The sequence below is a fragment of the Aeromonas sp. ASNIH2 genome (genome assembly GCF_002934795.1).
Taxonomy (GTDB): domain Bacteria; phylum Pseudomonadota; class Gammaproteobacteria; order Enterobacterales; family Aeromonadaceae; genus Aeromonas; species Aeromonas caviae.
Genome location: NZ_CP026406.1, coordinates 3,379,104 through 3,398,452, shown reverse-complemented (window position 1 = coordinate 3,398,452; position 19,349 = coordinate 3,379,104). Strand labels below are relative to the sequence as shown.

Sequence of the window (19,349 nt, the reverse complement as noted above, 5' to 3'; positions counted from 1 at the left end):
CAACGGCGACCTGATGGTCGCCGTTGTTGTTTAACTGCACTTGCCGGCCATTACGCCTCTGGATTGAGGCGGGTCGGGATGCCGGTACGCTGTTCCAGCACCTGCTTGACCACGTTGGAATCGCTGTCAGCGTGGGCGATGAAGCGGGTGGTCGCCGGGGTCATGGGCAGCGGCACGGAGGCGGTGGAGTTGAACTCTTCCTCGGTGCGCGACAGCGGCTCGTGCACTTCCATGTAGCGACCGCCATCCGGCTCGACCGTGGTCTTGACCGGCTGGTTGACGAACTGGACGCGGGTGCCGACCGGCACGTGATCGAACAGGTACTTGATGTCGTCGGCGCGCAGGCGCACGCAGCCGCTGCTCACCCGCAGACCGATGCCGAAGGTGGCGTTGGTGCCGTGGATGGCGTACAGGTTGCCGATGTAGAGCGCGTGCAGGCCCATGGGGTTGTCCGGGCCGGCCGGCCAGACCGCGGGCAGGGTCTTGCCCTGGGCGGCGTAGCGGCGACGGATATTCTCGGTCGGGGTCCAGGTCGGGTTGGCACGCTTGCGCTCAACCTTGGTGATCCAGTTCTCAGGGGTGTTGACCCCGAGCTGGCCGATGCCGATGGGCAGCACATGCACCACGTTCTTGCCCTTCGGGTAGTAATAGAGACGCATCTCGGCCACGTTGATGACGATCCCTTCGCGGGGAGCGTTGGGCAGGATCAGCTGATGGGGAATGATCAGAGTACTGCCCGCCTTGGGCAGGTAGGGGTCGACGCCCGGGTTGGCTTCCATGATGTTGGTCAGACCCAGCTGGAAGTCGGAGGCGATCTGCTCCAGCGGACGGTTGTCTGCGGGCACCACGTATTCCTGGTTCTCACCGATCAGGCGGCTGTTGGCTGCAGGCAGCTGGTATTCAACGGCGGCGGCCTGCTGGCTGACCAGCGCCAGCGTACATAAAAGAGCCGAAGCGGCAATGCGAAGGGGATTCATAAAATTCCTGTATGGTTTCCTGTTCCTGTGGGCCTTTGCCCTGCTCATCATCGGTCTCTTGTGGGCCCGTCACCGGGGACCAACAACCGAGCGCGCATTCTTTCCCGAGCAGGGCAAAATTTCAACTTGGAGATGGTCTTTTTCGCCGAAAAGATCCATTTCACTGCCAACTCGGGGGCATCTTTCACCCCTTGCACTCTAGCAACCCCAGTCTGAGCGTAAAATGAACATGGCGCAGACATGCCAAGGCCGTCCCAAATTGCATGACGAGGCGGTCACGAGTACAATCTCGCACCCCGTATATCCGGAGTATCGAGTCACCTCCTGCTCCGATGTGCCCCCATCGGATGGCCGTGCGTCGAAGACGGTTGCTCCACCGATGAACCCACACGACGCCATCAGGTGGCGCCGTCCTGATTTGCAATCAGAACGCAACATAACATACCGCCATAAATTCAGTCACTTACAACAATCTTCAAATTGATATCCATGGAACTATACACAATGCTAGTATGAGACTGCGTTGAGTATTAGGGGCTTCTCATGAGCGATTTGATCGATGTGTTGAGTAAATTTTCTGTACATGACTTGGCTAGAATCCCCCGGTGTCAGAATAGTTGTCGCCTAATCTGAATAATCTAAATGTGAAGACCGGGGGCGGATAAAGAGTGTCGAATGGCTCGTTATTCAAGTGAGCGCAAGGCTGCTTTGCTCAAGAAGCTGCTGCCGCCCATCAATATGTCGGTGGCCGAGTTGGCTCGGCAGGAAAACATCAGCGAGGTCACTCTGTATAATTGGCGCAAACACGCCAAAGACGGAGGGTCTCCTGTGCCCGGGGACAACAAACTGACCGATGAATGGGCCCGCCGAGGCCAAGTTCGCCGTCGTGCTGGAAACCGCTGCGCTTTCCGAGATTGAACTCAGTGAGTACTGCCGCCGTAAGGGTCTCTATCCCGAGCAAGTCCAGCAATGGCGCCAAGCCTGTATTCTGGGCCAGCAATCCGCTCGTACCTTACAACAGGCGGAGAAGGCACAGGCCAAAGCGGACAAGAAGCGTATCCGGCAACTGGAGCAAGAGCTGCGGCGCAAAGACAAGGCCCTGGCCGAGGCGGCAGCTCTGCTGATATTGCAAAAAAAGCTCGATGCCTACTGGAGCAACGTCGACGAGGACAACTGACCTCGTTGCCAGAGCGGCAGCAATACGTTGCATGGTGGCGCGAAGCGCTTGAAGCTGGCGTCCGCAAGCATCCTGCGGCCGAGGTGTTGGGGCTGAGTCTGCGCACGCTCCAGCGCTGGTTGGCCGGGCCTGAGCTGAGTGCCGATAGGCGACCGGATGCGGTTCGTTCCATACCTGCTCATGCATTGAGCCCAGAGGAGCGGCAGGCCGTGCTGGACGTCTGCAATAGCCAGGAGTTCGCCTCGTTGCCGCCGAGTCAAATTGTGCCACGGCTGGCCGACCAGGGGCGCTACTTGGCCAGTGAGTCGAGCTTCTATCGCATCTTGCGGGCGGCTGACCAGCAGCACAGGCGTGGCCGGAGCCAGCCACCGCGTCATGTGCCGGTACCAACCAGCCATACCGCGACTGGGCCCAATCAAGTGTGGTCCTGGGATATCACCTACTTGCCGTCACTCGTGCGCGGCCAGTATTACTACCTCTATCTGATAGAGGACATCTACAGCCGCAAAGGGGTGGGCTGGGAAGTGCATGAACAAGAGTGCGGTGAGCGGGCGGCGGCGTTGCTGCAACGGAGCATCATCCGCGAGCAGTGCTGGAAGCAGCCGCTGGTCTTGCACTCGGACAACGGCGCGCCAATGAAGTCAGTCACGCTGCTGACCAAGATGCATGACCTGGGTGTCACGCCCTCGCGGGGACGGCCTCGGGTCAGCAACGATAATCCGTACTCGGAGTCATTGTTCAGGACGCTGAAGTACTGTCCGCAGTGGCCATCAGACGGCTTTGCCAGTCTGGAAGCGGCCAGGGAGTGGGTGCGCGACTTTATGGCCTGGTATAACGAAGAGCACCGGCATAGCCGTATCCGCTTCGTCACACCCAACGAGCGGCATCGGGGTGACGATAAAGCCCTGCTGGCGAAACGGGATGCTGTGTACCAGGCCGCCCGAGCACAACACCCAGCGAGGTGGAGTGGCAAGACGCGAGACTGGACACCTATCGGTGCCGTGATGCTAAATCCGGAGCGGCCCGAGAAACCCGAGCCGGAGCAAAAAGAGGCTGCTTAAAACAGCTTTGCGCGACAACTATCTTGAAAAACGCCGGAATGCTGGCAGAGAGGATCGAGGCTGACAGTCAGAGCACGTTCAAAAATCGTCATGATTTGGGCGGGGGCATAACACTATTCAAACAAAAAGGCAGCTCCAGGTGGCACTGCAGAGTCTATCAACCAGCAGATGGCATTCATGACTATCGTCAGAGCACACGGAAACTCGACTTACGAGATGCAACGTCCGAAGCACATCAAATAGCACTGATGTTAAAAATTAAATTATCGAGTGGTGTTGCGCTTAAAAATGGTATTACGTTTAAAACAATAGCGAATGAAATCGTTCAATTCTACTTGAAGCGCTCTAAGCCTATAGATACATACTACATAAGCCTGATCAAGAATCACCTCCTTCCATATTTTGGTGAGCAAGAGATTGCTAGCATCAACGATAGATCAGTTAGGGAAGGTGCGAATAAGCGGGGAAATTCTTCTCGGCTGACTCAGTCATTTCATTTCTTCATGTTTGAGCCGATTTTTTCTCCCGTAAATGCCTTGAATCAGCCTATTTAGACCGTTTCTTCGCCATTTAAGGCGTTATTCCCAGTTTTTAGTGAGATCTCTCCCACTGACGTATCATTTGGTCCGCCCGAAACAGGTTGGCCAGCGTGAATAACATCGCCAGTTGGTTATCGTTTTTCAGCAACCCCTTGTATCTGGCTTTCACGAAGCCGAACTGTCGCTTGATGATGCGAAATGGGTGCTCCACCTTGGCCCGGATGCTGGCTTTCATGTATTCGATGTTGATGGCCGTTTTGTTCTTGCGTGGATGCTGTTTCAAGGTTCTTACCTTGCCGGGGCGCTCGGCGATCAGCCAGTCCACATCCACCTCGGCCAGCTCCTCGCGCTGTGGCGCCCCTTGGTAGCCGGCATCGGCTGAGACAAATTGCTCCTCTCCATGCAGCAGATTACCCAGCTGATTGAGGTCATGCTCGTTGGCCGCGGTGGTGACTAGGCTGTGGGTCAGGCCACTCTTGGCATCGACACCAATGTGGGCCTTCATGCCAAAGTGCCACTGATTGCCTTTCTTGGTCTGATGCATCTGCGGATCGCGTTGCTGCTCTTTGTTCTTGGTCGAGCTGGGTGCCTCAATGATGGTGGCATCGACCAAGGTGCCTTGAGTCATCATGACGCCTGCTTCGGCCAGCCAGCGATTGATGGTCTTGAACAATTGGCGGGCCAGTTGATGCTGCTCCAGCAGGTGGCGGAAATTCATGATGGTGGTGCGGTCCGGCAAGGCGCTATCCAGGGATAACCGGGCAAACAGACGCATGGAGGCGATTTCGTACAGAGCATCTTCCATCGCGCCATCGCTCAGGTTGTACCAATGCTGCATGCAGTGAATGCGTAACATGGTTTCCAGCGGATAAGGTCGCCGGCCATTACCAGCCTTGGGGTAAAACGGCTCGATGACTTCCACCATGTTTTGCCATGGCAGAATCTGCGCCATGCGGGACAAGAAAATCTCTTTTCTGGTCTGACGGCGCTTACTGCTGAATTCACTGTCGGCGAAGGTAAGTTGATGACTCATGATGAACCCTTTTTCATGGCTGCGTATTCCGGCGAAGTTGAACAGCCATTCCGGCCAACGTGAACACCCTGATCCTTAACGCGCTCACGTCACCCCGTTTCTAACTCGAGTGTTCAGATTGGGTCAACTCACTTCTCCTCTTTCTCATCGATTCTCCCTTCAGTGACAGCCGGTGAGCGTTGTGCATCAGCCGGTCCAGGATCGCATCTGCCAGAGTGTTGTCCCCCAAGCTCGCGTACCACTCTTCCGTTGGCAGCTGACTGACCACTACCGTCGAGTATTTCCCGTACCGATCATCCATGATCTCCAGCAGGGCGTTGCGCTGCTCGGCATTCACCGCTTCTAGTCCCCAGTCATCCAGGATCAACAGCTCTATCCTTGCCAGTTGACCCAGCAGCCTGGCGTAACTGCCATCTACCTTGGCCTGGCTCAGCTCAAGTAGCAGACGCGGCAGCCGGTAGTAACGAGTGCTATGCCCTTGCTGACAGGCTTGGTAGCCCAGCGCACAAGCCAGGTAGGTTTTTCCACAGCCACAGGGGCCGGTAATGAGCAGGTTCTGGCCCCGGCGCAGCCACTCTCCTTGGGCCAGGTTTGCTACCTGTGACCGCTCTAGGTTGCGTGCTGACTGGTAGTCCAGCTCCTGCACCGTGGCCTGGAGTTTGAGCCTTGCCTGCTTGACCAGCCGAGCTTGCTTACGCTGCTCCCTGCTCAGTTGTTCGTGTTCGACCAGCAGGCTTAGCCGCTCGATGAAGGGCAGCCCTTCGTAGGTACTCGCCTGTTCAAGTTGTTGTTGCACGGCATCCGCCATGCCGGTCAGTTTCAGGTTTCTCAGGCGGGTCAGGGTTTGTTGGGTCATGGGGCGTATCCTCTTTAGTGGAAGCTCTGGGGGCCACGGATGTTCTCGTGCTCTTGCGGTAACTCTGGGTAGCTCAGCGGGCTTGCGGGCAGTTGGTCGCGGCCACTGGTCAGCACCGACTTGAGCTGCTTGAGCCGCACCAGTCCTTCCCGGTTAGCCAACTGGCAGCAAGCCTCGACCCGTGATGGCGGATACTCTCGACTAAGACTCAGTAGACCCAGGCAGAGTCGGTATGCCTGCTCGGCATGGGCTTTTTCTTCCAGCCGTTCGCTAACCCAGCACAAGGTGCCCGGTCCGATGTCAGCAGCCCACTGCTTAAGACGCCCTGGCGTCCAGCGTTGCTGCTTGCTGTGACGTTCCGGCATGTGCTCAGGGAGCGTGCTCATCCCCGGGATGGTTTTACGTGGATGGCTCGCGACCAGCTGTTGCTGGTGATAGACCTGAAGCAGGGTATCGCCCGCATGGAGCTCCAGTTGCTGACCCACATACTGGTGCGGCACCGAGTAATGGTGCTGCTCATAGCTGACGTGATAGTCGATGTTGACCTTGACCGTTTTGATGGCGACATAGCGATAGGGATGCACCGGTAGTGACCCCAGTGCCGGGCGGTCCAACTGCTCAAACGCCTCGCGTCGGTTACCGGGCAGCTGCTTGAACGGGCGCTCGTTGAGCTCATTCAACAAAGCCCGGATGCACTGGTTGAGTTCGGCAAGCGAGAAGAAGGTCTGATGGCGTAGACGAGCCAGGATCCAGCGCTCGACGATCTGCACTCCCACTTCAGCCTTGGCTTTATCCTTAGGCTTATAAGGGCGAGCTGGCATCACTGCCACCTGATAGTGCTCGGCCAACTGCTGGTAGCTGGGGTTTAGCTCGGGATCGTAACGGCAAGCCTTGCTGACACCGCTCTTGAGATTGTCGGGGATCAGGAGTGCCGGGGTCCCGCCGAAAAACTCAAAGGCACGGACATGGCTTTGCAGCCAGTCCGGCAGTGACTGTGACCAGGTGGCCTCGGCAAAGGTGTAGTTGGACGCACCAAGCACGGCGACAAAGATCTGGGCCTGACGGATCTCACTCGTGGAGGGCGAGACGATGGGCACCGTGGGCCCGCAGTAGTCGATAAAGAGCTTTTCCCCCGCCTTGTGGATCTGGCGCATGGAGCGTTTTTGCAACTGACACCAGGACTTGTAACGGTCGCAGAACTGGGAGTAGCTGTAACAGCTATTGGGATAGCGCTGGGTGTATTCCTCCCAGAGCAGTTGTTTGGAGACCCCCTTGCGCTTGAGCTCCTGATGGACAGAGGGCCAATCCGGCACGACATGGCGGGCCGAGATGGTGGTATCGGCCTGCGGATAGAACAGGGCAGCCAGTCGGGCATCATCAAGCTCGGTGGGCAAGGGCCAGGTCAGGCCGAGCGCCTGGGCACTTTTGAGGAGTTTCTGGATGGAGCCAACGCTGACCTTGGTGCAGCAACTTATCTGGCGAACAGAGAGGTCAGCCTCCAGCCGCAGTCGCAGCACTTCACGAATTTTACGCATTGCAATCCTCTTGGCAGACATAGGCTCTTCCCTGGCAAAAGGGAGAGCGTATCAAAGGTTGTTAAATCAATGCGTTAAGGATGATTCCGGTGAATGTGAACAGTGATTCCGGGATGTTGAACACTGTTTCCGGAAAGGAGGGGCAAAGTGTTCAGGTTGAACCGGAATGAGCGTTCACATTGGTCCGGAAATGGTGTTCACGTTGAACCGGAATCGGTGTTCATGATCAGCCGGAATATGCACATGGCTCCAGATGACAAACATGATCTCATATCAGGGACTTGTTCGCACCTTCCCTAACGGCTTTGTCTGCCCTGAATGTGCCAACAAGACCTGTTGTCGCCTGAGAAGGCGGCCACGTGTGTGGCAATGCAATCACTGCCGTCACCAGATGTCATTGACAAGTACCTGAGTGTCGTCACTGGAGGCAACCTGGATTTACTGGAGCATCTTGCGTTCAACTGGGTAAGCACGATAATAGGGAGTGTGCAGAACTCGCTGCGGAGCAGTTGCCATACGCTTGGAACCAAGCCTCTACCAAATCATCTGACGGAATGATGCTTCCGATTTAAGCATCGTTTTGGCATCAAGAGCATGCTGGTTGAATTCGCGATCCATCTGATGCCATATCGGGAAGATCATGGGTAATCGGATAGGTGGTACCCCATATCTATAGCCACGTATGAATAATACATACCGATAAATTTGAGGAGCAACCTCTTATAGAAGAGTTAATAACTGTGCGATTTCAAAAACAAGCCTATCCGCTTCATCAGAATCAAAATCTGTTTTCTGAAGTTTTTTGACTCCATGCTCATTCAATAAGACATGATTTGTAGGAGTGAGATTGTGAATAGCCAAACAACTTTTGACACATTGTAAAGGACATCCATCGATAGCAATGATCGATCTACCAGACTTTGCTATACGGACTAAATGCTTTACGTTTCCACCAACACCTGCAATGCAGGACATTTCTGCATCACCTCGTTTATCTAGCTGAATAGCCATATAGTTTGCCATCTGCGCTGCACTTGAACAACCAGAGCATGAATAAACCAATGGTAAAGAACGTAAACATTCACTCATAAAACATCCTTTAAAAATCATAGTCCCATGAAGATGCCCTTAATAAATAGGGCATCTGCGAAATCAATTATCAAATTTAAAGTTTCTACCAATAGCGCTGGTAATTCCGTGGTAACTCCTGAAATTATAAATCAGAGGGCTCCACAAATCCGCGTCAATAACGTCATCTTTTTTAAGTAAAGATGCATCTGCATGCACATGAGTGGCTCGCAATTCAACGATAGCAAAATTATTGCGCTTTGTTATATGTTCAACTAAACACTCGACCTGAATTAAACATTCTTGGATACGAGATGGTTTAACGGTACAGGACGCCAGCTCTGTAAATCCACCAAGAGCAAATTTATTACCACAATAACTGAAACCTATCTTTTCAGATGGGACAGGATCCTTTCCGGTCAATTTGGCAATAGATTCAATTCTATCCGAAAGGTTGTCTGATGCAACATTCAATACGACTTCTGGACAATTCTCAACCTGATTACCCATGACCCTCAGCCAGCTTCAAGAGCCGATATGGCATCGGAGGGCTTGCCACGACTGCATGCCCCAATTCTACCAACATGCTATTGAGGTCAAAACGATGATTAAACCGGAAGCAGTATTCCGCAAGATGCCTTGGTAAATGCTTCGCTCCGAGCGTATGGCAACTGCCCCGCAGCGAGTTTTTCACATTTCCTATCATCGTGTTTACCCAGTTGAATGCCGGATGATCCAGCCAGTCCAGGTTGCCCCCGGTGACAACTCCCAGGTGCTCACAATTGGCCTCCTTGACCGCTTTGAAACAGGCCAATCCATCGGATATCACCGCGCTACCACTGGCAATATGCCGTTTTGCCCAATCAGCAACGGACTTGGTTTTGAAACCATCGACCACCGTCATCCGCATCTTGATTGGATGTCCTTCCTTGTTCAGGGCCACTGCTGCCACAAACGGCGTCTTGCCTGCCGCGCCCCGACCCCGTTTGCCACCACGGCGCTCGCCACCCCAGTAGACATCATCGAGCTGAATGATGCCGCTGATGGGCTGCTTGTCATCGGACTCTTTCATGGCTTGCAGCAGCTTGTGCTTGAGCATCCAGGCGGTGTCATATTTGACGCCCAACTGGCGCTTTAGCTCCATCGCTGACAAGCCTGTTTTGGTTTGTGACAACAGGTGCATTGCCAGAAACCACTTGGTCAGTGGGAGCTTGGTGTTTGCGAAAATCGTGTTTCCAGTCAATGACATCTGGTGACGGCAGTGATTGCATTGCCACACACGTGGCCGCCTTCTCAGGCGACAACAGGTCTTGTTGGCACATTCAGGGCAGACAAAGCCGTTAGGAAAACGCCAAGTGAACAGCGCGTTTTCGCACTGAGCCTCAGTGCCATAGTCCTTGAGAAACTCAAACAGGCTGTAGCCTTTCTGGAATTGGATTTTGCTTTTGGCCATGATCTCGCACCTCGATAACTGTACGTAAGATCAGTATAGTTCGTGGTAACTGACTGCTAATCATGGGTAATCAGGATTCTCAATGTTTTCGATAGCCTTTGAATTTAGACTGAGGCCGATGACAATATTATTCGAAAGAGACCAACTCGATGATATTGGTGTAATGTTAGTTGTATCAGTATCATCGATGGTACTCAGTAGAATTACGGTGTTTCCCCAATAAAGTGATTTTGGGTGAACTTGCTTATGCATTGCCATCTCCTTTGTAACAGAAACACTACAAATTATATATCACAGTGTGATATAATTGAACTTATTGTATTTCACCTAAGAAGTCAACAACCGAGTAAGCTATGCTAACAAAAGCTCAATTTGAGGCACTTTCTGAGTTTCGCTATCAGTTAAAGCGTTTTCTTCACTTTAGTGAAACTGCGGCCAAGGAGCTCGGGCTCACACCATTACAATATTTATCCCTCCTGCACATTCAAGGATACCCAGGGCGCAACTGGGCAAGCGTGGGTGAACTAGCGGAAAGGCTACAAATGAGTCATCATGCTACAGTAGCTTTACTTACGCGATGTGAGGAGTTGGACCTTGTTGAACGGCGGAAAAATGAAAATGACAAGCGCAAAGTAGATGTGTATTTAACAGACAAAGGGAGAGAATATTTACAGCAATTGGCACAGCAGCATAAAACAGAATTACAATCGCTTCAAAATACTTTCCAAGTAGCACGTATTACAGCACTGAATGAAAACTATGATGCTGACCAGTAAAAAACATTATGTACTAAGAGTATGAGCAAGTGAATTGCTCATACTTAATTACCAGAATACTCTAGTCATAATTCACATTGAACTGCTTACAATAAAATATGACTTGTGAATATATTTTTTCGTGGTCTGCGAAAAGGATTAAATCAATACTTTCGTTATCAGGAAGGATGTGTATCACTCTAGGGAAGGTGCGAACAAGTCCCTGATATGAGATCATGTTTGTCATCTGGAGCCATGGAACAGGGTTCATCATGAGTCATCAACTTACCTTCGCCGACAGTGAATTCAGCAGTAAGCGCCGTCAGACCAGAAAAGAGATTTTCTTGTCCCGCATGGAGCAGATCCTGCCATGGCAAAACATGGTGGAAGTCATCGAGCCGTTTTACCCCAAGGCTGGTAATGGCCGGCGACCTTATCCGCTGGAAACCATGTTACGCATTCACTGCATGCAGCATTGGTACAACCTGAGCGATGGCGCGATGGAAGATGCTCTGTACGAAATCGCCTCCATGCGTCTGTTTGCCCGGTTATCCCTGGATAGCGCCTTGCCGGACCGCACCACCATCATGAATTTCCGCCACCTGCTGGAGCAGCATCAACTGGCCCGCCAATTGTTCAAGACCATCAATCGCTGGCTGGCCGAAGCAGGCGTCATGATGACTCAAGGCACCTTGGTCGATGCCACCATCATTGAGGCACCCAGCTCGACCAAGAACAAAGAGCAGCAACGCGATCCGCAGATGCATCAGACCAAGAAAGGCAATCAGTGGCACTTTGGCATGAAGGCCCACATTGGTGTCGATGCCAAGAGTGGCCTGACCCACAGCCTAGTCACCACCGCGGCCAACGAGCATGACCTCAATCAGCTGGGTAATCTGCTGCATGGAGAGGAGCAATTTGTCTCAGCCGATGCCGGCTACCAAGGGGCGCCACAGCGCGAGGAGCTGGCTGAGGTGGATGTGGACTGGCTGATCGCCGAGCGCCCCGGCAAGGTAAGAACCTTGAAACAGCATCCACGAAAGAACAAAACGGCCATCAACATCGAATACATGAAAGCCAGCATCCGGGCCAAGGTGGAGCACCCATTTCGCATCATCAAGCGACAGTTCGGCTTCGTGAAAGCCAGATACAAGGGGTTGCTGAAAAACGATAACCAACTGGCGATGTTATTCACGCTGGCCAACCTGTTTCGGGCGGACCAAATGATACGTCAGTGGGAGAGATCTCACTAAAAACTGGGAATAGCGCCTTAAATGGCGAAGAAACGGTCTAAATAGGCTGATTCAAGGCATTTACGGGAGAAAAGATCGGCTCAAACATGAAGAAATGAAATGACTGAGTCAGCCGAGAAGAATTTCCCCGCTTATTCGCACCTTCCCTAGGGAAGGTGCGAACAAGTCCCTGATATGAGATCATGTTTGTCATCTGGAGCCATGGAACAGGGTTCATCATGAGTCATCAACTTACCTTCGCCGACAGTGAATTCAGCTGTAAGCGCCGTCAGACCAGAAAAGAGATTTTCTTGTCCCGCATGGAGCAGATTCTGCCATGGCAAAACATGGTGGAAGTCATCGAGCCGTTTTACCCCAAGGCTGGTAATGGCCGGCGACCTTATCCGCTGGAAACCATGCTACGCATGTACAGATCTAGTTATCACCTGACACCGGCCTCAAACCGGTGTCTTGTTTACGCTACTTTACTGCGCACTTCCTTCGGTATCAATTTCAGACCCTTCTTCGCGAATTCAACTTCGAAGTGCGACACTCGCCTATGCCGCCTGACAGTACTCTTCGAATACCTTGACAGGCTGCCTGAATCCGAGACATTTCCGAGGTCGTAGGTTGAGCCACTGCTCCGCTCTCCTGACATCCTCGTCCGTGACCTCTCTCAGGTCTGTTCCCTTTGGGATAAACTGCCTCAACAGCCCATTGCTGTTCTCGTTCAGACCGCGCTCCCACGAAGAGTAAGGGTGCGCAAAGTAAGTCTCGGCACCCAGCGCTTCCTCTATCGCCTTGTGTTCGGCAAACTCGCCGCCGTTGTCAAAGGTGATGGTATGCACCTGCTCGATGTAGGGCGTTAACATCTCGATTATCGCATCCCGCACCACCCCAGCCTGTTTGCTCGCGACCCGCTTGACCAGATAGAGCCGGCTCTTGCGCTCCACCAGGGTGACCAGTGCACCTGTGCCTTGCTTGCCCAGCACCGTGTCCGCCTCCCAATCACCGAGCCGCTCCCGGCTATCGACGATAGCCGGCCGTTCATCAATAGAGCGGGCTTCCTTGATGGGAGAACGCAGGCTGCTCGCCCCCTTGCGGTAGCGCTTGTGGCCCTGGCGCAGATGGCGGTACAACTGGCCACCCCGGGCTTTGTCGGCGGCCACATGGCGGTATATCCACTCGTGACTCACCATGAGGCCTATCTGCTTGCCCACCGCGCTTATCTGCTCCGGGCTCCACCACCAGGCGAGTGTCAGCTCGACAAACTGGATGACATCGGCAGATAGCCGAGATTTGGCCGCACTGGCCCGTCGGTGGGTGGCGTGCTGATGCGCATTGTCTGGCTGGTAGCCCTGCGGCCCGGCGTTACGACGCAGCTCCCGGTAGAGGGTGGAGCGATGAACGCCAATGGCGCGTGCGGTGGCAAGGATGGACATCCCCTGTGCGCGAAGCACCGATAACTGGTATCGTTGCCCCTCGGTCAACTGCTGATAGCTCATGGTGATACTGCTTTTACTTTGGCGAGCAGAAGGGTACCACCAATCAGCAGTTGGCCACCTCTCGCCATTCATCCATGAGTGTCGCACTTATTATCTGAATTCCCGCTTGAACATGCTGTAAGGCGTCTGTCCCTCCATCATCCTGCCTTGATGTGGCCGCTGGGTGTTGTAGTGTTCCAGGTAGCTATCCAGGTCTGTCTGCATCTGTTCTACCGACTCATACCAGGTCGTCCTCCCCTTGATACGGAAGTGTTCATCCAGCAGTGTGCGATGCAGCCGTTCGATAAAGCCGTTGCTCTGCGGCCTGCGTACCTTGGTTGTCCGGTGCTCAATCCCCTCCAGTTGCAGGAACAGCTCGTAGGGATGGTGGTCAGGACGTCCACAGAACTCGCGCCCGTTATCCGACAGGATGGTATAGACCCGTGCCTCGTGGGCCTCGAAAAACGGCAGTACCGTTTCATTGAGCACATGAACCGAGGTCACCGGCAGCTTGCTGGTGTAGAGCCGTCCCCAGGCGTGGCGGCTATAGCAGTCCAGCACGGTTTGCAGATACACCTTGCCAACCCCCTTGAGCGCGCCGACGAAGAAGGTGTCGACCGCCACCAGTTCTCCGGTGGCTAATAACATCATGTCGATCAGCCAATAACATCATGCCGATCACTTTTTTTCTGCCCGCGTTTATAGCGTCTTCCTTTTACTCCGCCTGATCGGCATCGGTCAAGTTGGCGCCCTGTTTTCTCATCGATTCTCCCGTTAAGGTCACGCGCACCGCTCTGTGGATCAGTCGGTCCAAGATCGCCTCGGCGAAGGTTGCCTCTCCGATCATCCCGTACCACTTCTCCACCGGCAATTGGCTCGCCACTATCGTTGAGACGTTGCCGTAGCGGGTATCGATGATCTCCAGCAGGTTGCTGCGTTCGCTCGCGTCCAGCATCTCCATGCCCCAGTCATCCAGGATCAGTACCCCTATGTTGCTTACCCGCTCCAGCAGTTTCGGATAGCTGCCATCCGCTTGGGCCAGTCGCATCTCTTCAAGTAGGGTTTTCAGCCGGTAATACCGCACGCCCACTCCTTGCCGGATAAAGTAACGGCCCAGGGCACACGCCAGGTAACTCTTGCCACAGCCTGCCGCGCCCGTTAGCAGCAGGTTTTGTTGATGACTCAGCCAGTGTCCTTCCAGCAGTTGGCGGATCTGCGCTTTGCTCACGCCTCGACCCGCCCGATAGTCGAGCTGCTCCACCTGTCCGGCTAGCCGGAACCGGGCTTGCTTCTCCAGGCGGTTGGTTTTCCTCTGCTCCCGCTGCACCAGCTCATGGCTCAGTAATAGTTGCAGCCGCTCTTCAAAACCCATATCCAGGTACAGCATGCTCTGGGCCTGCTGCTGGTTCAGAGCCTGTTTCATGCCGCTCAAGTGCAGGCGGCTTAGTTGTTCATCGAGGTGTAATTGCATCGGCTTCTCCTGATCCGTGGGGTTAGTGGAAGTAGTGCTCGCCATGGACATTGTCATGACGGATGTCTTGCAGCGGATCCTGTCGCTCGTTGGCAATGAGTTGTTGCTCCTCCAGGCCATGCTTGAGCATGCTGCGGATGTTGTGCAGCCGGTTGGCGCCGGTCAGGTGCCCCCGGAGGCAGGCCGCTTCCAGCCGCTCCTTGCCATAGGTTTTGCTCTGCCCCAGCAAGGCCAGGCAAGGGCGCACCGCTTGCGTCGAATGCTCTGCCTGCCGGATAAAGCCATCCACCCAATGCGTGGTGTAGGGGCCGATGGACGCCGCCCAGCCAAGCAGTCGCTCTGGCGACCACTCCAGCAGTGCCTGATGATGCGCGGGCATGTGTTCACGCAGGCTGCTGTGCTGGCCTTTGTGATGACTCCGCTGGTGTTCGGCCACGATCTTGCCCGCGTGGTACAGCGTGACGGTATGCTCGGCCAGATGCGCCTCCAGCCGCTTGCCCTGCAAGGCATAGGGCACTGAGTAATAGTGCTTTTCCAGATCGACGTGGTAGTCCTTACCAACCAGCACCGGCACTACTTTGGTGTAGTGATAGGGATAATCCGGCAACGGCTTGAGCGCCGGTGCATCGAGCTCGGCAAACAGTGAGGCACGGCAGCCAGGCAGCTTCTGGAAGGATTTCTGGTTGAGCCGGGTCAGCAGTTCACCCATTCGCTGATTGAGCTGGGCCAGGCTATGGAAGGTTTCATGACGCAGCACCGCCAGGATCCAGCGGGTGACGATCTGCACGCCCACCTCCGCCTTGGACTTATCCTTCGGCTTGCGGGGCCGCGCGGGCATGATCGCCGTACCGAAATGGGCCGCCAGCATCTGGTAGGTAGGGTTGAGATCCGGATCGGTATTGCGCGCCACGCTGACGGCACTCTTGAGGCAATCAGGTACCACCAATTGCGGCACACCGCCAAAGAACTCGAAAGCGCGCTTGTGGCTCATCACCCAGTCATCGAGCTGCTGGGAGCGGGTGGCCTCGGCAAAGGTGTAGTTGGAGGCCCCCAGCACGGCGACAAAGATCTGGGCCCGGTAAAGGATCTCGCCGGTATGCGGATCGACAATGGGCATGGTCTGGCCGCAGTAGTCGACAAAGAGTTTTTCGCCCGCAATATGGGTCTGCCGCATCGAGGGTTGCAGCAGCGCCGCCCACTCTTTATAGAGCCGACAGAAGTGGTTGTAGCTGTAGTGGGAGCCTGGATGGCGCTCGGCGTACTCCTGCCATAGCAGCTCGAGGGTCACGCCTTTTTGACCTGGTTTTTTGAGTTCCTGATGCAACAAGGCCCAGTTGGGAGTGGGTTTGTGCTGAGTTTTATGGACAGAGCAGGTCTTGAGAAATGCGCGCTCCAGGGAGACATCATCCCAGGACTCAGACAGGGGCCAGGTCATGATACCCAGTTGAGCCGCCCGGTTGAGGTAATAGGATACGGTGCTAGGAGAGATATGCAGGCTGAGGGCGATCTGCCGATGAGCCAGTTGAGCCTGATATTTAAGGCGAAGAATTTCTTTGAGTTTTCTCACAGTGATAGGCCTCGCAGACATGCACGTTCCTCTGTTGGAGCAGATGGGAAAGTGCGGGTTTAACGAAGCGGGGAGAAAAAGTCACCAATAACATGGATGCCGATCATGGTTTCCCATCGAGGGTAAAAAGTGATCGGCGTGGGATGTTATTGAGTGATCGGCATGGATGTTATTACGTGATCGGCATGAATGTTATTGAGCGATCGCCATGCGTGGGAATATGCACTCCGGTGTAGTGAACCTCAATCTGGCGTTCGCGAAACTCGGGGCTGAAGCGTTCGAGCAGGCGAATCTGCTCGTCATTGAGCTCAATGGTCTGCTCCCGGTGAGTTTTCTCAAGGCGCAGCAAGCGGTCGTGTTTGGAGAGCAAGTCGTGCCGTTGCCACACGCCACGCACACCGCCCGCACTGACATTGATGCCTTGCAGAGCCAGTTCTTGCGCGACCCGCAGCGGGCCATGAGTTGGTCTGGTGAGGGAGTAATCGAGGATGGCCTGTTCAATCTCGGGAGCGACCCGATTGGGATGAGCCCCTTTACAGCCGGGCAATTTGTCGAGCAATCCCTCGGCGCCATAGGTCTGGTAATTACGGCGAATTTCGTAGAACTGCTGACGGCTTGAGGTGTCCTGACAAGATCGGACAGTCCCGGATCAAGCAGCCTGAGCAGTTCTCCAATACCTCTTGTTAAACTCCGCCGGGCTGACATTGCCAAGTCGTGAATGCCGACGCTGGCGGTTGTAAAAAATCTCTATGTATTCCTGAATCGCTGCCTTGGCCTCCGCTCTCGTCTCGAATCTATGGTGGTGAACCAGTTCATTTTTAAGAGACCCCCAGAAGCTTTCTATCGGGGCATTGTCGAAGCAGTTCCCCTTGCGTGACATGGAGGTCTGCATGCCAAATTGTACCTGGAGAGCCCGGTAAGCCTTGGCACAGTACTGACTGCCCCGGTCTGTGTGATGAATAAGCCCAACGGGTGGCCTCTTCTGCTGCACAGCCCGAAACAGCGCCTGACTGACCAACCTGGTGGTCATTCGCTCTCCCATCGCATAACCCACTATCTCACAGGTAAACACATCCTTGAGACCAGCCAGATAAAGCCAGCCTTCGTCGGTGGCGATATAGGTGATATCACCGGTCCAGACTTCGTTGGGCTTCGTCGGCGCAAAGACCTGACCAAGGAGATTCTCCGCCACGGGCAGGGAATGAGCAGAATGGGTTGTCGCCTTGAATTTGCGCTTTTGTTTGCAAGACAACCCCATTTCACGGCGCAATCGTCCAATCCGGTCCCGCCCAGCGTAAAATCCTTCGGCGGCCAACTCAGCTTGTAAACGCGCTGCGCCATAGGTCTGGCGCGTCTTGCTGTGAGCAGCCCGAATGGCGACCTTGAGTCGTTCATCTTCTTGTTGGCGCTGTGACGGTGGACGGTGGCGCCAGTGGTAGAAGCCCGCACGAGAGACCTCCAGCACACGACAGATAACGGAAATGGGATAGAGGTCCTGTTGGTTGGCTATCCACGCGTACTTGGCAGTGACTCCTGAGCAAAGTACGCGGCGGCCTTTTTTATGATGTCGCGCTCCATGTTGGCTTGTGCGAGAGCTTTGCGTAGCCGGGCCACTTCAGCCTCCAGCTCGGCGACAGAACGCGCTCCGGGAATGGCCGATGTATCCTTTCCTCCTTTGGCTGCGACCACCCAGTTGCTCAGTGTGCCTTTGGCAATACCCAACCTTCTGGCGGCTTCAGCTTGGCTGGATTTGACCCCATAGGTCCAGACACTTTTTCCCGCTTAGGGTTGTGATACCCGACTGCGCAGAAATTCCCGTGGTGAACGGTATCCCAAGGCGCTGTGCGGGTGGTGCTCGTTATAATGCTCAAACGCGATAGCCAAATTGCCTACCGCTGTTCGGCTATCCGGTTTTGGCATCATCTCGATATAGTCTCGCTTCATCGTCTTCACGAAGCTTTCCGCTATACCGTTACTCTGTGGGCTTCTCACTGCTGTCGTTCTGGGCTCCAACCCGATTTCTCGTGCAAACGCGCGGGTCTCATGGGCTCGATACGCCGAGCCATTATCAGTCAGCCACTCCACCGGTGATGCCGGCAACGAATCCCCAAAGCGACGTTCGACAGACCTCAGCATGACATCTTGCACAGTGTCACTATCGTAACCCCCAGTACTGGCCGCCCAGTCCAACGCTTCCCTATCGCAGCAATCCATGGCGAACGTGACACGTAGTTTTTCACCGTTATCGCAGCGAAACTCGAAGCCATCTGAGCACCACCGTCGATTGCTCTCCTTGACGGCAACACGCCCCTTATGTGCCTGCTGGGCCAATGGTGCAGCTGGTTTTCTTTCCAGCAGCAAGCCATGCTCGCGCATGACGCGATATACCCGCTTAGCGTTTACCACAGGTTGTTCTGTTGCCTCAGACTGACGCCGTAACAGCGCCCAGACCCGGCGATAGCCATAGGAGGGAAGCTCTGCCATCGCCTCCATGATACGGCCAAGTAAGGCTGCATCATCACGCTGGCGATGATGACGACCATCTTGCCAACCCGGTTTTCGATGAACACGAACGGATAGCTGCGCACGCGATACATTAAGAGCCTGGCTCACAGCACTTAATCGTCGTCCCCCGGCAACAAGGGCGCATGCGCAATCCATTTTTTTGCTCGACCAACCTCCACGGCTTCTTTGAGGATCTCGTTCTCCATGGTCTTCTTCCCGAGCAGACGCTGAAGCTCTCGGATCTGCTTGATGGCAGCAGCCAACTCGGAAGCAGGAACAACATCCTCACCGGCGGTGATCGCCGTGAGAGACCCTTCTTGGAATTGCTTACGCCATTTGAAAAGCTGGTTTGCGTTGACGTCGTGCAAGCGAGCAACATGAGAGACGGTCATCCCGGGCTCAAAGGTCTGCTGCACGATGGCGATCTTTTCTTGTGGAGTCCGGCGTCGACGGCGCTCGGCCCCTGTTAACACTTCGACCATCTTCTCGTTGTGACTAGTACTGAACATAGCTCCAAGACTACCTCTTAAGTTAAGAGGGGCGAAGTGTCTGGATCTTCAAGGGGCCAATCTATTGGCCAAGGCCTTGCTCCAACACCAGTCGAACCGCCTCTGCCCGAAACTCTGGTGAATAGTG

At 54.5% G+C, this 19,349-nt stretch carries 14 protein-coding genes and 6 pseudogenes; 6 read left to right on the top strand and 14 right to left on the bottom strand.

Features of this window, described 5'->3' with window-relative positions:
* Positions 1-50: 50 nt before the first annotated feature.
* Positions 51-977, bottom strand: coding sequence for a L,D-transpeptidase family protein (locus tag C3F36_RS16255; protein ID WP_041212511.1), 927 nt, complete (start codon positions 975-977; stop codon positions 51-53).
* Positions 978-1,652: 675 nt separating this feature from the next.
* Here C3F36_RS16255 and C3F36_RS16250 point away from each other — a divergent pair.
* A pseudogene (locus C3F36_RS16250) lies at positions 1,653-3,215 on the top strand (IS3-like element ISAs20 family transposase).
* 23 nt (positions 3,216-3,238) lie between these two features.
* A complete protein-coding gene (locus tag C3F36_RS16245; RefSeq protein ID WP_158656134.1) occupies positions 3,239-3,769 on the top strand; it encodes a hypothetical protein in 531 nt (176 codons plus the stop codon).
* A gap of 37 nt (positions 3,770-3,806) precedes the next feature.
* Here C3F36_RS16245 and C3F36_RS16240 read toward each other — a convergent pair whose 3' ends face one another.
* The 3 genes from C3F36_RS16240 to istA (C3F36_RS16230) all read right to left on the bottom strand — a co-directional run bounded on the left by C3F36_RS16240 (position 3,807) and on the right by istA (C3F36_RS16230) (position 7,199).
* Positions 3,807-4,787 carry an IS5-like element IS5 family transposase gene (locus tag C3F36_RS16240; protein ID WP_104455441.1) on the bottom strand — a complete coding sequence of 327 codons (981 nt, stop codon included), beginning with the start codon at positions 4,785-4,787 and terminating at the stop codon, positions 3,807-3,809.
* Between the two features lie 100 nt (positions 4,788-4,887).
* Positions 4,888-5,643, bottom strand: a complete 756-nt coding sequence (istB, locus tag C3F36_RS16235) for an IS21-like element ISAs29 family helper ATPase IstB (protein WP_104454438.1) — start codon at positions 5,641-5,643, stop codon at positions 4,888-4,890.
* Positions 5,644-5,657: 14 nt separating this feature from the next.
* Entirely contained in the window at positions 5,658-7,199 is a 1,542-nt protein-coding gene (istA, locus tag C3F36_RS16230; RefSeq protein WP_104454439.1) for an IS21-like element ISAs29 family transposase, read from the bottom strand.
* Positions 7,200-7,470: 271 nt separating this feature from the next.
* On the opposite strand from istA (C3F36_RS16230), the pseudogene C3F36_RS16225 reads away from it, so the two are divergent.
* Positions 7,471-7,826: pseudogene (locus tag C3F36_RS16225) on the top strand (transposase); the annotation flags it as partial.
* A gap of 72 nt (positions 7,827-7,898) precedes the next feature.
* Here the strand turns inward: C3F36_RS16225 and C3F36_RS16220 are convergent.
* From C3F36_RS16220 to C3F36_RS16215, 3 genes are all read right to left on the bottom strand, one after another.
* Complete coding sequence (locus C3F36_RS16220; protein WP_050555278.1) at positions 7,899-8,267, bottom strand: putative zinc-binding protein; 369 nt, start codon at positions 8,265-8,267, stop codon at positions 7,899-7,901.
* A 63-nt stretch (positions 8,268-8,330) separates the two neighbouring features.
* Positions 8,331-8,756 carry a flavin reductase gene (locus C3F36_RS23355; RefSeq protein ID WP_158656132.1) on the bottom strand — a complete coding sequence of 142 codons (426 nt, stop codon included), beginning with the start codon at positions 8,754-8,756 and terminating at the stop codon, positions 8,331-8,333.
* Positions 8,749-9,699 (bottom strand): IS1595-like element ISKpn3 family transposase, encoded by a 951-nt coding sequence (locus C3F36_RS16215; RefSeq protein WP_043851557.1) that lies wholly within the window; start codon positions 9,697-9,699, stop codon positions 8,749-8,751. The genes C3F36_RS23355 and C3F36_RS16215 overlap by 8 nt, the downstream gene beginning before the upstream one ends.
* A gap of 353 nt (positions 9,700-10,052) precedes the next feature.
* Between C3F36_RS16215 and C3F36_RS16210 the strand changes: the two genes are divergently transcribed.
* The 3 genes and pseudogenes from C3F36_RS16210 to C3F36_RS16195 all read left to right on the top strand — a co-directional run.
* Positions 10,053-10,475 (top strand): MarR family winged helix-turn-helix transcriptional regulator, encoded by a 423-nt coding sequence (locus C3F36_RS16210; RefSeq protein ID WP_081999320.1) that lies wholly within the window; start codon positions 10,053-10,055, stop codon positions 10,473-10,475.
* Positions 10,476-10,726: 251 nt separating this feature from the next.
* The gene (locus tag C3F36_RS16200) at positions 10,727-11,707 is read left to right on the top strand and encodes an IS5-like element IS5 family transposase (protein ID WP_026141915.1); all 981 of its coding nucleotides are present in this window, start codon (positions 10,727-10,729) and stop codon (positions 11,705-11,707) included.
* Between the two features lie 218 nt (positions 11,708-11,925).
* Positions 11,926-12,117, top strand: a pseudogene (locus C3F36_RS16195) (IS5/IS1182 family transposase); the annotation flags it as partial.
* Between the two features lie 126 nt (positions 12,118-12,243).
* Here C3F36_RS16195 and C3F36_RS16190 read toward each other — a convergent pair.
* The 7 genes and pseudogenes from C3F36_RS16190 to C3F36_RS16160 all read right to left on the bottom strand — a co-directional run bounded on the left by C3F36_RS16190 (position 12,244) and on the right by C3F36_RS16160 (position 19,195).
* Complete coding sequence (locus tag C3F36_RS16190) at positions 12,244-13,191, bottom strand: IS30-like element ISAs2 family transposase (RefSeq protein ID WP_104454191.1); 948 nt, start codon at positions 13,189-13,191, stop codon at positions 12,244-12,246.
* Between the two features lie 90 nt (positions 13,192-13,281).
* Positions 13,282-13,806 (bottom strand): annotated as a pseudogene (locus C3F36_RS16185) (IS481-like element ISAs19 family transposase); the annotation flags it as partial.
* A gap of 79 nt (positions 13,807-13,885) precedes the next feature.
* Entirely contained in the window at positions 13,886-14,641 is a 756-nt protein-coding gene (gene istB / locus C3F36_RS16180) for an IS21-like element ISAs27 family helper ATPase IstB (protein WP_043851824.1), read from the bottom strand.
* Between the two features lie 22 nt (positions 14,642-14,663).
* Positions 14,664-16,229, bottom strand: coding sequence for an IS21-like element ISAs27 family transposase (istA, locus tag C3F36_RS16175; protein WP_043851823.1), 1,566 nt, complete (start codon positions 16,227-16,229; stop codon positions 14,664-14,666).
* Positions 16,230-16,434: 205 nt separating this feature from the next.
* Positions 16,435-16,824: pseudogene (locus C3F36_RS16170) on the bottom strand (IS481 family transposase); the annotation flags it as partial.
* Between the two features lie 33 nt (positions 16,825-16,857).
* Positions 16,858-17,951, bottom strand: a pseudogene (locus C3F36_RS16165) (IS3-like element ISAeme20 family transposase); the annotation flags it as partial.
* Positions 17,952-17,990: 39 nt separating this feature from the next.
* Positions 17,991-19,195, bottom strand: a protein-coding gene (locus C3F36_RS16160) for an IS3 family transposase (protein ID WP_104456072.1) whose coding sequence is annotated in 2 segments (ribosomal slippage) — positions 17,991-18,877 and positions 18,877-19,195 — 1,206 coding nt in all. Because the reading frame shifts where the segments join, the coding sequence is not laid out codon by codon here.
* Between the last annotated feature and the right edge of the window lie 154 nt (positions 19,196-19,349).

Bases quoted from the DNA above. Each gene is read 5' to 3' on its own strand.
- istA (WP_043851823.1), bottom strand. From the start codon at position 16,229: ATGTCTGCGAGGCCTATCACTGTGAGAAAACTCAAAGAAATTCTTCGC.
- istB (WP_104454438.1), bottom strand. From the start codon at position 5,643: ATGACCCAACAAACCCTGACCCGCCTGAGAAACCTGAAACTGACCGGC.
- C3F36_RS16240 (WP_104455441.1), bottom strand. From the start codon at position 4,787: ATGAGTCATCAACTTACCTTCGCCGACAGTGAATTCAGCAGTAAGCGC.
- C3F36_RS16220 (WP_050555278.1), bottom strand. From the start codon at position 8,267: ATGAGTGAATGTTTACGTTCTTTACCATTGGTTTATTCATGCTCTGGT.
- C3F36_RS23355 (WP_158656132.1), bottom strand. From the start codon at position 8,756: ATGGGTAATCAGGTTGAGAATTGTCCAGAAGTCGTATTGAATGTTGCA.
- C3F36_RS16215 (WP_043851557.1), bottom strand. From the start codon at position 9,699: ATGGCCAAAAGCAAAATCCAATTCCAGAAAGGCTACAGCCTGTTTGAG.
- C3F36_RS16200 (WP_026141915.1), top strand. From the start codon at position 10,727: ATGAGTCATCAACTTACCTTCGCCGACAGTGAATTCAGCAGTAAGCGC.
- istB (WP_043851824.1), bottom strand. From the start codon at position 14,641: ATGCAATTACACCTCGATGAACAACTAAGCCGCCTGCACTTGAGCGGC.
- C3F36_RS16210 (WP_081999320.1), top strand. From the start codon at position 10,053: ATGCTAACAAAAGCTCAATTTGAGGCACTTTCTGAGTTTCGCTATCAG.
- istA (WP_104454439.1), bottom strand. From the start codon at position 7,199: ATGTCTGCCAAGAGGATTGCAATGCGTAAAATTCGTGAAGTGCTGCGA.
- C3F36_RS16255 (WP_041212511.1), bottom strand. From the start codon at position 977: ATGAATCCCCTTCGCATTGCCGCTTCGGCTCTTTTATGTACGCTGGCG.
- C3F36_RS16190 (WP_104454191.1), bottom strand. From the start codon at position 13,191: ATGAGCTATCAGCAGTTGACCGAGGGGCAACGATACCAGTTATCGGTG.